The organism is Streptomyces sp. S.PB5 (genome assembly GCF_030403745.1).
GTDB lineage: Bacteria > Actinomycetota > Actinomycetes > Streptomycetales > Streptomycetaceae > Streptomyces.
In genome coordinates, this window is record NZ_JAQMWP010000008.1 from 325,894 (window position 1) to 340,342 (window position 14,449).

At 65.9% G+C, this 14,449-nt stretch carries 10 protein-coding genes and 1 tRNA gene; all 11 read right to left on the reverse strand.

Annotated elements, in window-relative coordinates:
• Positions 1-148: 148 nt before the first annotated feature.
• Positions 149-4,048, reverse strand: coding sequence for a DNA-directed RNA polymerase subunit beta' (locus PH203_RS22725; RefSeq protein ID WP_289922222.1), 3,900 nt, complete (start codon positions 4,046-4,048; stop codon positions 149-151).
• Positions 4,049-4,142: 94 nt separating this feature from the next.
• Entirely contained in the window at positions 4,143-7,628 is a 3,486-nt protein-coding gene (gene rpoB / locus PH203_RS22730) for a DNA-directed RNA polymerase subunit beta (protein ID WP_289922223.1), read from the reverse strand.
• Positions 7,629-8,196: 568 nt separating this feature from the next.
• Positions 8,197-8,580 (reverse strand): 50S ribosomal protein L7/L12, encoded by a 384-nt coding sequence (rplL, locus tag PH203_RS22735; RefSeq protein WP_289922467.1) that lies wholly within the window; start codon positions 8,578-8,580, stop codon positions 8,197-8,199.
• Positions 8,581-8,702: 122 nt separating this feature from the next.
• A complete protein-coding gene (gene rplJ, locus PH203_RS22740) occupies positions 8,703-9,233 on the reverse strand; it encodes a 50S ribosomal protein L10 (protein ID WP_289922224.1) in 531 nt (176 codons plus the stop codon).
• Between the two features lie 299 nt (positions 9,234-9,532).
• Positions 9,533-10,393, reverse strand: coding sequence for a DUF1396 domain-containing protein (locus tag PH203_RS22745; RefSeq protein WP_289922225.1), 861 nt, complete (start codon positions 10,391-10,393; stop codon positions 9,533-9,535).
• Positions 10,394-10,484: 91 nt separating this feature from the next.
• On the reverse strand, positions 10,485-11,339 hold the full coding sequence (locus PH203_RS22750) for an LppX_LprAFG lipoprotein (RefSeq protein WP_289922226.1): 855 nt from the start codon (positions 11,337-11,339) through the stop codon (positions 10,485-10,487).
• Between the two features lie 124 nt (positions 11,340-11,463).
• Positions 11,464-12,195, reverse strand: coding sequence for a 50S ribosomal protein L1 (gene rplA / locus PH203_RS22755; RefSeq protein ID WP_289922227.1), 732 nt, complete (start codon positions 12,193-12,195; stop codon positions 11,464-11,466).
• A gap of 80 nt (positions 12,196-12,275) precedes the next feature.
• Complete coding sequence (gene rplK / locus PH203_RS22760) at positions 12,276-12,710, reverse strand: 50S ribosomal protein L11 (protein ID WP_079312374.1); 435 nt, start codon at positions 12,708-12,710, stop codon at positions 12,276-12,278.
• Between the two features lie 168 nt (positions 12,711-12,878).
• A complete protein-coding gene (gene nusG, locus PH203_RS22765) occupies positions 12,879-13,748 on the reverse strand; it encodes a transcription termination/antitermination protein NusG (RefSeq protein ID WP_289922228.1) in 870 nt (289 codons plus the stop codon).
• Positions 13,749-13,824: 76 nt separating this feature from the next.
• Complete coding sequence (gene secE, locus PH203_RS22770) at positions 13,825-14,109, reverse strand: preprotein translocase subunit SecE (RefSeq protein ID WP_289922229.1); 285 nt, start codon at positions 14,107-14,109, stop codon at positions 13,825-13,827.
• Positions 14,110-14,215: 106 nt separating this feature from the next.
• Positions 14,216-14,288 (reverse strand) — tRNA-Trp (locus PH203_RS22775).
• Positions 14,289-14,449: the final 161 nt, after the last annotated feature.

Sequence of the window (14,449 nt, forward strand, 5' to 3'; positions counted from 1 at the left end):
GGAAGTACCTCCCCAACCCCCCGAGCTCCCTCCATGATGCGCCGAGGCGGCATTTCCGGCACAGACCGCGCCACCACCGAAAACGCCGAAGGGCGCTCACCCCGCACGAAACGGGGTGAGCGCCCTTCAGGACTTCGGAGCCGGACGACTACTGGTTGTACGGCCCGTAGTCGTAGTCCTCCAGCGGAACGGCCTGGCCGGAGCCCGTGCCGAACGGCGAGTAGTCGATGTCGTCGTAGCCGACGGCCGAGTACATCGCGGCCTTCGCCTCCTCGGTCGGCTCCACCCGGATGTTGCGGTAGCGGGACAGACCCGTACCGGCCGGGATGAGCTTACCGATGATGACGTTCTCCTTGAGGCCGATGAGGCTGTCGGACTTGGCGTTGATCGCCGCGTCCGTCAGGACTCGGGTCGTCTCCTGGAAGGAGGCGGCCGACAGCCAGGATTCCGTCGCCAGCGAGGCCTTGGTGATACCCATCAGCTGCGGACGACCGGAGGCCGGGTGACCGCCCTCCTGGACCACACGACGGTTCTCGGTCTCGAACTTCGAGCGCTCGACCAGCTCACCGGGCAGCAGCTCGGCGTCGCCGGACTCGATGATCGTCACGCGGCGGAGCATCTGCCGGATGATGATCTCGATGTGCTTGTCGTGGATCGACACACCCTGCGAGTTGTACACCTTCTGGACCTCGCCGACCAGGTGGACCTGGACGGCACGCTGACCCAGGATGCGCAGCACGTCGTGCGGGTTGGTGGCACCCACGGTGAGCTTCTGGCCCACCTCGACGTGCTCGCCCTCGCTGACCAGGAGTCGGGCACGCTTCGAGATCGGGTACGCCGTCTCGTCGCTGCCGTCGTCCGGGGTGACGACGATCTTCTTGGTCTTCTCGGTCTCCTCGATCCGCACGCGGCCGGTGGCCTCGGAGATCGGGGCGACACCCTTCGGGGTACGGGCCTCGAAGAGCTCGACGACACGCGGCAGACCCTGGGTGATGTCGTCACCGGCCACACCACCGGTGTGGAAGGTACGCATCGTCAGCTGGGTACCGGGCTCACCGATGGACTGGGCGGCGATGATGCCGACCGCCTCACCGATGTCGACCAGCTTGCCGGTGGCCAGGGAGCGGCCGTAGCACATGGCGCAGGTGCCGACCTGGGACTCACAGGTCAGGATCGAGCGGGTCTTGACCTCCTCGACCCCGTGGAACACCAGCTGGTCGATGAGCACATCGCCCAGGTCCACGTTGGCCGGCGCGATCACCTTGCCGTCGATGACGACGTCCTCGGCGAGCATGCGGGCGTAGACGCTGGTCTCGACGTCCTCCGCCTTGCGCAGCACACCGTCGGCGCCGCGCTCGGCGATCCGCAGCTTCAGACCGCGCTCGGTGCCGCAGTCCTCCTCACGGATGATGACGTCCTGCGAGACGTCCACCAGACGACGGGTCAGGTAACCCGAGTCGGCGGTACGCAGGGCGGTGTCGGCCAGACCCTTACGGGCACCGTGCGTGGAGATGAAGTACTCCAGCACGGACAGACCCTCACGGAAGGACGCCTTGATCGGACGCGGGATCGTCTCGTTCTTGGCGTTCGACACCAGACCACGCATACCGGCGATCTGCCGCATCTGCATCATGTTTCCTCGGGCACCCGAGTCAACCATCATGAAGATGGGGTTCGTCTTGGGGAAGTTCTCGTTCATCGCCTCGGCGACCTCGTTGGTCGCCTTGGTCCAGATCGCGATGAGCTCCTGAGTGCGCTCTTCCTTGGTGATCAGACCGCGCTCGTACTGCTTCTGGACCTTCTCGTCCTGTGCCTCGTAGCCGCGGACGATCTCCTTCTTCGCCTCGGGAACGACGACGTCGGAGATGGCGACGGTGACACCGGAACGGGTCGCCCAGTAGAAGCCGGCCGCCTTCAGGTTGTCGAGCGTCGCCGCCACGATGACCTTGGGGTAGCGCTCAGCGAGGTCGTTGACGATCTCGGAGAGCTGCTTCTTGCCCACCGAGTAGTCGACGAACGGGTAGTCCTCGGGCAGCAGCTCGTTGAAGAGCGCACGGCCGAGCGTGGTCTTCAGACGGAAGCTGTCACCCTGCTGCCACTCCGGCTCGCCCTCTTCGCGCGCCGGCGGGGTCCAGCCGCGCGGCGGGATGGTGCCCACCGGGAAGCGGATGTCCACGGACGACTGCAGCGCGAGCTCGCCGGCGTCGAACGCCATGATCGCCTCGGCCGTGGAGGCGAACGAACGCCCCTCGCCCTTGACGTCACGCAGCTCACCGTCGGTGGTCAGGAAGAACAGACCGAGGACCATGTCCTGGGTCGGCATCGTCACCGGACGACCGTCGGCGGGCTTGAGGATGTTGTTCGAGGACAGCATCAGGATGCGGGCCTCGGCCTGCGCCTCCGCGGAGAGCGGCAGGTGGACGGCCATCTGGTCACCGTCGAAGTCCGCGTTGAACGCGGTGCAGACGAGCGGGTGGATCTGGATGGCCTTGCCCTCGACCAGCTGCGGCTCGAAGGCCTGGATGCCGAGGCGGTGCAGGGTGGGAGCACGGTTCAGCAGAACCGGGTGCTCGGCGATGACCTCTTCGAGGACGTCGTACACGACCGTACGGCCGCGCTCCACCATGCGCTTGGCGCTCTTGATGTTCTGCGCGTGGTTCAGGTCGACCAGGCGCTTCATCACGAACGGCTTGAAGAGCTCCAGCGCCATGGCCTTCGGCAGACCGCACTGGTGCAGCTTCAGCTGCGGACCGACGACGATCACGGAACGCGCGGAGTAGTCCACACGCTTACCGAGCAGGTTCTGACGGAATCGACCCTGCTTGCCCTTCAGCATGTCGCTGAGGGACTTCAGCGGGCGGTTACCGGGACCGGTGACCGGGCGACCACGACGACCGTTGTCGAAGAGGGCGTCAACAGCCTCCTGAAGCATGCGCTTCTCGTTGTTGACGATGATCTCGGGCGCACCGAGGTCGAGGAGCCTCTTCAGACGGTTGTTGCGGTTGATCACACGGCGGTACAGGTCGTTCAGGTCGGAGGTCGCGAAGCGGCCACCGTCCAGCTGCACCATCGGACGCAGGTCCGGCGGGATGACCGGGACGCAGTCGAGGACCATGCCCTTGGGGCTGTTGGAGGTCTGCAGGAAGGCAGACACGACCTTCAGCCGCTTCAGCGCACGGGTCTTCTTCTGGCCCTTGCCGGTGCGGATGATCTCGCGGAGGCGCTCGGCCTCCTCGTCGAGGTCGAAGGTCTCCAGGCGCTTCTGCAGGGCAGCGGCACCCATGGAGCCGTCGAAGTACGTGCCGAAGCGGTCACGCAGCTCGCGGTAGAGCAGCTCGTCGCCCTCGAGGTCCTGGACCTTGAGGTTCTTGAACCGGGTCCACACCTCGTCGAGACGGTCGATCTCGCGCTGCGAACGGTCGCGCAGCTGCTTCATCTCACGCTCGGCACCCTCGCGCACCTTGCGGCGCACATCGGCCTTGGCACCCTCGGCCTCGAGCTCGGCCAGGTCGGTCTCGAGCTTCTTGGCGCGGGCCTCCAGGTCGGCGTCCCGGCGGTTCTCGATCTGCTGCCGCTCGACGGAGACATGCGCCTCCAGGGAGGGCAGGTCACGCGTACGGCGCTCTTCGTCGACGTACGTGATCATGTACGCCGCGAAGTAGATGACCTTCTCCAGGTCCTTCGGGGCGAGGTCGAGCAGGTAGCCAAGGCGCGACGGAACGCCCTTGAAGTACCAGATGTGGGTCACGGGAGCGGCCAGCTCGATGTGGCCCATCCGCTCACGGCGCACCTTGGCGCGAGTGACCTCGACGCCGCAGCGCTCACAGATGATGCCCTTGAAGCGGACACGCTTGTACTTGCCGCAGTAGCACTCCCAGTCCCGGGTCGGACCGAAGATCTTCTCGCAGAAGAGTCCGTCCTTTTCGGGCTTGAGGGTGCGGTAGTTGATGGTCTCGGGCTTCTTGACCTCGCCGTGGCTCCACTGACGGATGTCGTCAGCGGTGGCCAGACCGATCCGGAGCTCGTCGAAGAAGTTGACGTCGAGCACTATGCGTCAATCCCTCTCAGGGTTGTAAGTCATGGGGTCTGATACGGGGGTCCTGGGGCCGGAGGCCTTCATGACGAAGGCCTCCGAACTCCCGTCAGACCTCTTCGACGCTGCTCGGCTCGCGCCGGGACAGGTCGATGCCAAGCTCCTCCGCAGCGCGGAAGACATCCTCGTCGGTGTCGCGCATCTCGATGGACATGCCGTCCGAGGACAGCACCTCCACGTTGAGGCACAGGGACTGCATCTCCTTGATGAGCACCTTGAAGGACTCGGGGATGCCGGGCTCGGGGATGTTCTCGCCCTTGACGATGGCCTCGTAGACCTTCACGCGGCCGGTGACGTCGTCGGACTTGATGGTCAGCAGTTCCTGGAGGGCGTACGCGGCGCCGTAAGCCTCCAGCGCCCACACCTCCATCTCACCGAAGCGCTGGCCACCGAACTGGGCCTTACCACCCAGCGGCTGCTGGGTGATCATCGAGTACGGACCGGTCGAACGCGCGTGCAGCTTGTCGTCGACCAGGTGGTGCAGCTTGAGGATGTACATGTACCCGATGGAGATCGGGTCCGGGAACGGCTCGCCGGAGCGGCCGTCGAACAGCCTCGCCTTACCGGTCGGCTGCACCATGCGGTCGCCGTCGCGGTTCGGGATGGTGTGGTTCAGCAGGCCCGCGAGCTCGTCCTCACGCGCGCCGTCGAACACCGGGGTGGCGACGTTGGTGCCGGCGGCGACCTGGTCGGCGCCGATGGCCTGCAGACGCTGCGCCCACTCGTCGCCGAGCCCGGAGACGTCCCAGCCGCGGCTGGCGAGCCAGCCGAGGTGGATCTCCAGGACCTGTCCCGGGTTCATTCGGGACGGCACACCCAGCGGGTTGAGGATGATGTCGACCGGGGTGCCGTCCTCCAGGAACGGCATGTCCTCGATCGGCAGGATCTTGGAGATGACACCCTTGTTGCCGTGGCGGCCGGCGAGCTTGTCACCGTCCGTGATCTTGCGCTTCTGCGCCACGTAGACACGAACCAGCTGGTTCACGCCCGGCGGCAGCTCGTCGCCCTCTTCACGGTCGAAGACGCGGACGCCGATGACCTTGCCGGTCTCGCCGTGCGGCACCTTCAGCGAGGTGTCACGGACCTCACGGGCCTTCTCACCGAAGATCGCGCGCAGCAGGCGCTCCTCGGGGGTCAGCTCGGTCTCACCCTTCGGGGTCACCTTGCCGACGAGGATGTCGCCGGCGATGACCTCGGCGCCGATGCGGATGATGCCGCGCTCGTCGAGGTCGGCGAGGACCTCCTCGGAGACGTTCGGGATGTCCCGGGTGATCTCCTCGGGGCCGAGCTTGGTGTCACGGGCGTCGACCTCGTGCTCCTCGATGTGGATCGAGGAGAGGACGTCGTCCTGCACGAGGCGCTGCGACAGGATGATCGCGTCCTCGTAGTTGTGACCCTCCCACGGCATGAACGCCACGAGCAGGTTCTTGCCCAGCGCCATCTCGCCGTTCTCGGTGGCCGGACCGTCGGCCAGGACCTGGCCCTCGATGATCCGGTCGCCCTCGTTGACGATGACCTTCTGGTTGACCGAGGTGCCCTGGTTGGAGCGGGCGAACTTGGCCAGGCGGTACGTGATGTACGTGCCGTCGTCGTTGGCGGTGGTGATGTAGTCCGCGGAGACCTCCTGGACCACACCCGCCTTCTCGGCCTTGACCACGTCACCGGCGTCGGCGGCGGAGCGGTACTCCATGCCGGTGCCGACGAGCGGGGACTCGGACTTAATCAGCGGCACGGCCTGACGCATCATGTTCGCGCCCATGAGGGCACGGTTGGCGTCGTCGTGCTCGAGGAACGGGATCATGGCGGTCGCGACCGACACCATCTGGCGCGGCGAGACGTCCATGTAGTCGACGTCGTCACCGGGGACGTAGTCGACCTCGCCGCCACGACGGCGGACCAGGATGCGGTTCTCGATGAAGCGCATGTTGTCGTCGAGCGTGGCGTTGGCCTGCGCGATGACGAATCGGTCCTCTTCGTCGGCGGTCAGGTAGTCCACCTCGTCGGTGACCTGGCCGTCGACGACCTTGCGGTACGGCGTCTCGATGAAACCGAACGGGTTGATCCGGCCGTACGAGGCGAGCGAACCGATCAGACCGATGTTCGGGCCTTCCGGCGTCTCGATCGGACACATGCGCCCGTAGTGGGACGGGTGCACGTCTCGGACCTCGAAGCCGGCCCGCTCACGGGAGAGACCACCCGGGCCGAGGGCGTTCAGACGACGCTTGTGCGTCAGCCCCGACAGCGGGTTGTTCTGGTCCATGAACTGGGACAGCTGCGACGTACCGAAGAACTCCTTGATCGACGCCACCACGGGGCGGATGTTGATCAGGGTCTGCGGGGTGATCGCCTCGACGTCCTGGGTGGTCATGCGCTCGCGCACGACACGCTCCATACGGGCGAGACCCGTACGGACCTGGTTCTGGATCAGCTCGCCGACGTTACGGATACGGCGGTTGCCGAAGTGGTCGATGTCGTCGGTCTCGACGATGATCGAGCGGCCCGACTCGGCGACGGTCTCGGTCTCACCGGCGTGCAGACGCACCAGGTACTTGATGGTCGCGATGATGTCGTCGGTGGTCAGGACACCGGCGTCCAGCGGCTCGTCCGCACCCAGCTTCTTGTTGACCTTGTAGCGGCCGACCTTGGCGAGGTCGTAGCGCTTGGGGTTGAAGTACAGGTTCTCGAGCAGCGTCTGCGCGGCCTCGCGCGTGGGCGGCTCGCCCGGACGCAGCTTGCGGTAGATGTCGAGCAGCGCGTCGTCCTGGCCCTGGGTGTGGTCCTTCTCCAGGGTGGCGCGCATGGACTCGTACTCGCCGAACTCCTCCAGGATCTGCTCGGTGGTCCAACCGAGAGCCTTGAGCAGGACGGTGACGGACTGCTTGCGCTTGCGGTCGATGCGGACACCGACCATGTCGCGCTTGTCGATCTCCATCTCCAGCCAGGCACCCCGGGACGGGATGATCTTGGCCGAGAAGACGTCCTTGTCGGAGGTCTTGTCGATGGAGGAGTCGAAGTAGACACCGGGCGAACGGACCAGCTGCGACACCACGACACGCTCGGTGCCGTTGATGACGAAGGTGCCCTTGTTCGTCATGAGCGGGAAGTCGCCCATGAAGACCGTCTGGGACTTGATCTCACCGGTCTCGTTGTTGGTGAACTCCGCCGTCACGAAGAGCGGAGCGGCGTACGTGAAGTCGCGCTCCTTGCACTCGTCGATGCTGTTCTTCGGCGGCTCGAAGCGGTGGTCGCGGAACGTCAGCGACATCGACCCGGAGAAGTCCTCGATCGGGGAGATCTCCTCGAAGATCTCCTCCAGACCGGACTTGGTGGGGACGTCCTGACCGGACTCCAGAGCCTCCTCGACCCGACTCTGCCAAGCGGTGTTGCCGAGCAGCCAGTCAAAGCTCTCGGTCTGCAGCGCGAGCAGGTTCGGAACCTCGAGGGGCTCCTTGATCTTTGCAAAGGAGATGCGCAGCGGGGCAGTGCTGGCGCCGTTGTTCATATTCGCGTTCGAGGCAGTGCGCGAGGCGGCCAAGAGGGGGTCCTTCCGAGGGCTCGGACTCACTACGCGCGTACCGGTCCCTCTCCGACGCACAGACAAGAAATCCCAGGTCAGGGATGTTCTGGTCATCGATGCTGAGGCGAGGGCAGACCCCTGGTGACGGGCAGGGGACAGCTAACAGGCAGCGCAAAGGGTCAGTGTAGCCACTTGGCGCACTGATGTCCAGCCCCGATTTTCTGTGACCCTCGTTGTCCTCAACGCCTTCGGCATGCCTGCCCTCAACGCACGTTGATACTGCCCTCTTCGTCGCCGATCCATGCCTCGGATTCGGACCGTTCTGGCGACGCGTCCTGAGAATTGCGCGCTGCGTGCGGTTCGTCAAGGCCTGTCTCGCCCAAACCGGTCGCCACCAGCGGTGCTCGGAGGCACGGCGAAGATCACCATACCTCTCGCGTCCTCGGGTACAAGTCAGCCGCCACTGGAACCCCGGGAACGCCGAAGAGCGACCACCCGGATGGATGATCGCTCTTCGGTGCGTCAGCGTTACAGCCCTCTTACGAGGCCTGCAGCACGCGCGAGTCCGTGCGGACCCGTGAAGGTGTTACTTGACCTCGACGGACGCGCCCGCGGCCTTGAGGGACTCGGCGGCCTTGTCAGCGGCCTCCTTGTTGACCTTCTCGAGGACCGGCTTCGGGGTGCCGTCGACGAGGTCCTTGGCCTCCTTCAGACCCAGGGAGGTCAGCTCACGCACGACCTTGATGACCTGGATCTTCTTCTCGCCGGCGCCGGTGAGGATGACGTCGAACTCGTCCTTCTCCTCAGCAGCCTCGGCCGGGGCGGCCGGACCACCGGCGGCGACCGCGACGGTGGCGGCAGCGGCGGTGACGTCGAACTTCTCCTCGAACGCCTTCACGAACTCGGAGAGCTGGATGAGGGTCATGCCCTCGAACTCGGCGAGCAGTTCGTCCTGGGTGAGAGCCATGATGGCTTCCTTCCAAATCAATTCGGCTGGTGCCGGATGTACATGTCTGGCGGGCGTACGTTCGGCCCGCTACGACCACTTCCTGCGGCGCAAAGCCTCAGGCGGCGATCATGATGCGAGCCGAATTACTCGGCACCGCCCTGCTCGTCCTGCTTGGCACGAAGCGCGTCCACGGTGCGGACGAGCTTCGACGGGAGCGCCTGGAAGAGCTGTGCAGTCTGCGTCTGCTTGCCCTTCATGGCACCCGCCAGCTTGGCGAGCAGAACCTCGCGGGACTCGAGGTCCGCAAGCTTCTTGATCTCGTCGGCGGAGAGCGCCTTGCCGTCAAGGACACCGCCCTTGATGACGAGATTCGGGTTGTCCTTGGCGAAGTCACGAAGACCCTTCGCCGACTCCACCGGGTCACCGGTGACGAAGGCGACGGCAGTCGGACCAGCGAAGAGCTGGTCGTCCAGCGTGATCCCGGCCTCGTTGGCCGCAATCTTGGTCAGCGTGTTCTTCACCACGGCGTACTGGGCGTTCTCACCGAGGGAACGGCGCAGCGTCTTGAGCTGCGCCACGGTGAGACCCCGGTACTCGGTCAGCACGGCGGCGTTCGAGCTGCGGAACTTGTCCGTGAGCTCGGCTACCGCGGCAGCCTTGTCGGGCGTCGGCATAAAGCGTCAGCCTCCTTCCGGGTGATGAGGACCGCGCGGACCCGAAGGAGGACTGGGGAAAACGAAACGCCCCGGCGCAGGCGCACGGGGCGTAGCTCGACCATCATGGAAAACCATGCGGGAGCAACTTCCACAGTCACCTGCGCGGGTCGTCCGCAGTTCAGCGGATCCTTCGGCCACCGCACCCTCGGAACGAGCGCACGGCAACGACCAGCGGTCTTTGGCTTCTGTAGGAGAGTACGTGACCGGATCGCCGTCAAGCAAATCCGCTTCCCGCAGGGACCAGGTGCGTACGGCGCTCAGCTGCTCTGGAGTTCCTTCATCATCTCGGCGAGGTCCATGACCTCCTTGGCCGGCGGCGCCTCGACGGTGACGGGCTTGTTGTAGTCGAGGAAGGTGATGGTCATGTCGAGCGCGCCCTTGTCGGCGTCACCCTTCATGCGGAACTGCTTGGTCTTGTCCTCGCCGTCGATCCACATGTCCATCGTGAGCTTGTCGACGCCCATCTTCTCGTACTGCTCGACGCTCTTCTCGCGCTGCTCGCGCGTGGCCTTGTCCTCGTCCTTGAAGGAGTCGCGGAGGGAGTCGAGGGTGACGGTTCCCGTGTAGTGGGTCGTCTCGACCCCGTCGACCTTCTCGGTGCCGACCTGCTTCACGTCCTTGGCGCCGGTGAGGAACGTGGACTCGGCCGCCGGGTTCTGCTCGGCCTGACCGGCAGCGGCCCCGCCTGCGCCGAGCTCCTGCTCGCTGAGCGCGGACATGTCGAACTTGATCCAGGTCTTGCCGTCCATCTCCTTGGCCATCTCGGCGTTTCCGCCGATGTACATGGCCTTGTCGACGAGCCGGATCTCCGCGGAGCCGTCCTCGCCCTGGTCGAGCGCCGTCATCTTCATGCTCATCGCGACGGTGGGCTTCATCCGCATGGAGGCCTCGGCCTTGATGCGCCCCTGCTCCGGGTACTCCCCCGTCATCCGGTAGTGCAGGGACGTGATGTCGTCGGAGTTCTTGGCCGCCTTCGCCACGGCCGCCGCGGGAGTCATCTTCGGCGACTCCTCGGAGGCCCCCTTGGAACAGCTCACCGCACCGGCGGCGAGGGCCACGGCGGCGAGCCCGGCGCCGATCGTCCGAGAGCGTGCGGAGCGTCGTACAGAAATTCCCATCGATTCCCCCCAAGGAACACATGAGCGATACACAGATGAGCCGCGAGCGTAGCCGATCGGGGCGGAAGCGGTCTCGTGAATTCCGTGTGGCTCAGGAGGCGGAGGGTTTCAGCAGGGCCTTGAAGTCCTCGGTGTCGGCTGCCGGGGGCTTCTCGACGGAGACCTTGACGCCGTAGTCGCTGTAGTGGGCGGTCTGGGTGATCTGCTCGGCGGCCGTGCGGCTCTTCTCGACCTTCTTGACCAGCAGGTTCTTGTCGTTGACCCAGATGTCGACGGTCTCGGTGGTGACGCCGGCCCGCTCCAGCTGCCCCCGCAGTTCCGGGTCGGAGACGTCGGCCACGGCCACGGTCCCGGAGTAGTGCGTGGCCGACTGGCCGTCCATCTTCTCCTCGCCGACCTTCCGCAGGTCCGCGGAGTCCAGCAGCAGTTTCACGGACTGGTCGGGGGTGGTGCTGCGCATCTGGTCGGCGAAGTTGGCACCACCGCCGAGGGCCTTCAGGTCCTCGTAGGCGTACTTCACCCAGTGCCTGCCGCCCATCCGCGCGGCGAACCTGTCGCCCATGTGCGCGTAGTAGGCGTCGGCGAGATAGCGGGCCTGCATGGACGTGACGCCCATGTCGCGCATGGTGTCGGCGACCGTGCCGCCGGTGTACGTGATGGTCATGGCGCCGGTGAGCCCGTCGCCCCAGCCGATGACACCGTCGCCCTTGATGGAGAGCTGGGTGCCCATGACGGTCACGGACCTCACCCTGGCCGAGCGGGCCTCTTCGGTGGAGCGCTCGGCGGCGCGCAGGGCGACGGTGACGGAGGTGGCGGGCGTCGCCTCGCGGCTGCTCCGGGCGGGCCGGTCGTCGGAGGGAGCGGAGGAGGTACAGGCGGCCGCGGCTGCCAGTACGGCGGCCACCGCGAGCGAGCAGGCCGTACGGCGGCCCTTGGTGCTCTTCATACGTCCCCCTGTGCGATTGCCCTGACCAGACGCTAACCCAGGGCACAGCACCCACACACGGGAACGGGCCCCGCAACCGGCGAAGGTTGCGGGGCCCGTGACCTGACTTCGGTGAGCCTCAGGCTCAGACCGCCGCCGGGTCCTCCTCGACGAGGAGGTTGCGGGTGCGGTTCGGGTCGAGCTGGATGCCCGGGCCCATGGTGGTGGAGACGGCGGCCTTCTTGATGTAGCGGCCCTTGGCGGCGGACGGCTTCAGACGGAGGATCTCCTCCAGCGCGGCGCCGTAGTTCTCCACCAGCTTGGTGTCGTCGAAGGACACCTTGCCGATGATGAAGTGCAGGTTCGAGTGCTTGTCGACGCGGAACTCGATCTTGCCGCCCTTGATCTCGTTCACGGCCTTGGCCACGTCCGGGGTCACGGTGCCGGTCTTCGGGTTCGGCATGAGGCCACGGGGACCGAGCACGCGGCCGAGGCGGCCGACCTTGCCCATGAGGTCCGGGGTGGCGACGACGGCGTCGAACTCGTTGAGGCGGTTGCCCTTCGAGATCTCGTCGATGAGCTCGTCGGAGCCGACGATGTCGGCGCCCGCGGCGAGTGCGGCCTCGGCACGGTCACCGGTCGCGAAGACCAGGACCCGGGCGGTCTTACCGGTGCCGTGCGGGAGGTTCACGGTGCCACGGACCATCTGGTCGGCCTTACGAGGGTCGACGCCCAGACGGAAGGCGACCTCGACGGTGCCGTCGAACTTGGTCGTGGAGGTCTCCTTGGCGAGACGGACGGCCTCGAGCGGGGCGTAGAGCTTGTCCCGGTCGACCTTGGCGTCCGCAGCGCGGAGAGACTTGCTGCGCTTGCTCACTGCTTCTCCTGGTGAGTCTTAGGAGTCGTGGTCCGGGCCGAGCCGGCCCTGCCACTTCTGCTGATGTACGGGGGTGGGGCTCAGCCCTCGACGACGACGCCCATGGAACGCGCGGTACCGGCGATGATCTTCGCGGCGGCGTCCAGGTCGTTGGCGTTGAGGTCGGGGAGCTTGGTGGTGGCGATCTCGCGGACCTGCGCCTCGGTGATCTTGGCGACCTTGGTCTTGTGCGGCTCGCCGGAGCCCTTCTCGATGCCCGCGGCCTTGAGGATCATCTTGGCGGCCGGCGGCGTCTTGGTGATGAAGGTGAAGGAACGGTCCTCGTAGACCGTGATCTCCACCGGGATCACCCAGCCACGCTGCGACTCGGTCGCGGCGTTGTACGCCTTGCAGAACTCCATGATGTTGACGCCGTGCTGACCCAGCGCGGGGCCGACCGGCGGAGCCGGGTTGGCGGCACCGGCCTGGATCTGGAGCTTGATGAGCCCCGTGACCTTCTTCTTCTTGGGAGGCATTACTCTCCGGGTCCTTTCAATCGAGGTGTGCCCACGCCCGGGTCGCGTCCCGGATGGAGGCATACCGCACAACGATAACGGGTATAGGTGTGCGGCTAAAAACCGAGCAGGTCAGACAAGCTTTGACAGCCCGTCTGACCTGGTCGGAAGCGTGCGGTCCGAAGAACCTCAGTTCTTCTGGATCTGGTCGAAGGAGAGCTCGACCGGGGTCTCGCGGCCAAAGATCTCGACGAGGCCCTTGACCTTCTTCGAGTCGGCGTTGATCTCGTTGATCGTGGCCTGCAGCGTGGCGAACGGGCCGTCGGTGACGGTGACCGAGTCGCCGACCTCGAAGTCCAGGACCTGGACCTCGACCTTGCGCTGCGGAGCCGGCTTGCCCTCGGCCTCGGCGGCCTCGCGAGCGGCCTTCTCCTCGGCCTCCGGGGCGAGCATCTTGACGATCTCGTCCAGGGTCAGCGGGTACGGGTCGTAGGCGTTGCCCACGAAGCCGGTGACGCCGGGGGTGTTGCGGACGACGCCCCAGGACTCGTTCGTCAGGTCCATGCGCACCAGGACGTAGCCGGGGAGCTTGTTCTGGCGGATGGTCTTGCGGTCGCCGTTCTTGATCTGGACGACCTCTTCCTGCGGCACCTCGGCCTGGAAGATGTAGTCCTCGACGTTCAGCGAGACGGCGCGCTGCTCGAGGTTGGTCTTCACGCGGTTCTCGTAACCGGCGTAGGTGTGGATGACGTACCACTCGCCGGGCAGGGTGCGCAGTTCCTCGCGCAGGGCGACGACGGGGTCGACCGGCTCGGCCGGCTCCTCCTCGACGAGCTCTTCTTCCTCGTCCTCGACGGCCTCGACGTCGCCGCCGGACTCGGCCTCGGCGTCCTCGTCGGACTCGTCCTCGACGTGAAGAGCGGCCTCCTCGGCGGGCTCGCCCAGCTCGGCTTCGGCAGCCTCGAACTCGTCCTGCTCATCCGCGCCCTCGACGATGTCGAGTTCGTCGTCCACGGACTGGTCCGGCTCGACGGCGTCGTTCAGGTTCGGGTCAGACACGGTGGCTGCTTCTTCCTGGATACAAGGGGTGGAACACGCGAAAGGGGCGCCGGTGACGGCGCCCTTCGCTCTCGGCTCAGCCGAAGACGTACTTCGCGGCGTGGTCGAGTCCATAGTCAATCACGGTGACGAGGCCGATCATGACGATGACGAACACGATCACGACGGTCGTGTAAGTGGTCAGCTGACTGCGCGAAGGCCAGACGACCTTGCGGAGCTCAGCGACGATCTGCCGGTAGAAGAGGGCAAGACGCTTCAGCGGGCCCTTCTTGGCTCGCTTGCCGCCCTTGCGGGTCTTCTTCGACTCCGCCGCCTCGTCCTGGGCGTCAGGCGTGTCGATGGAGCCCACGGCGTCCGCCATTCGTCCTCACCTGTTCCCGGGTCGTGGCCGTGCCGCGCCCGGTCTGAGCCGCACGGCGGTGCATTACCTGTACGTACATGCGCACACATCCTGGCGGTGTGTGTAGCAGGGCCGGAGGGACTTGAACCCCCAACCGCCGGTTTTGGAGACCGGTGCTCTACCAATTGAGCTACGACCCTTTGTGGTTCCCCATAAACGTACCGCATCCGCCCGAGTGCTCGGTGTGCACCGGATGAGTGCGGCCGTTGTGAGGCCAACGAGGTGAGAGTGTACGTGGTCCCGAGCCCCCCGTCGAACAGAAAGCGCCCGTAGGGGCTTTGCCGGGTGGCGGGCACCCGGG

Coding starts and splice junctions, on each gene's coding strand:
- rplJ (WP_289922224.1), bottom strand. CDS start 9,233: ATGCCGACGCCCGACAAGGCTGCCGCGGTAGCCGAGCTCACGGACAAG.
- secE (WP_289922229.1), bottom strand. CDS start 14,109: ATGGCGGACGCCGTGGGCTCCATCGACACGCCTGACGCCCAGGACGAG.
- PH203_RS22745 (WP_289922225.1), bottom strand. CDS start 10,393: ATGGGAATTTCTGTACGACGCTCCGCACGCTCTCGGACGATCGGCGCC.
- rplK (WP_079312374.1), bottom strand. CDS start 12,710: ATGCCTCCCAAGAAGAAGAAGGTCACGGGGCTCATCAAGCTCCAGATC.
- PH203_RS22750 (WP_289922226.1), bottom strand. CDS start 11,339: ATGAAGAGCACCAAGGGCCGCCGTACGGCCTGCTCGCTCGCGGTGGCC.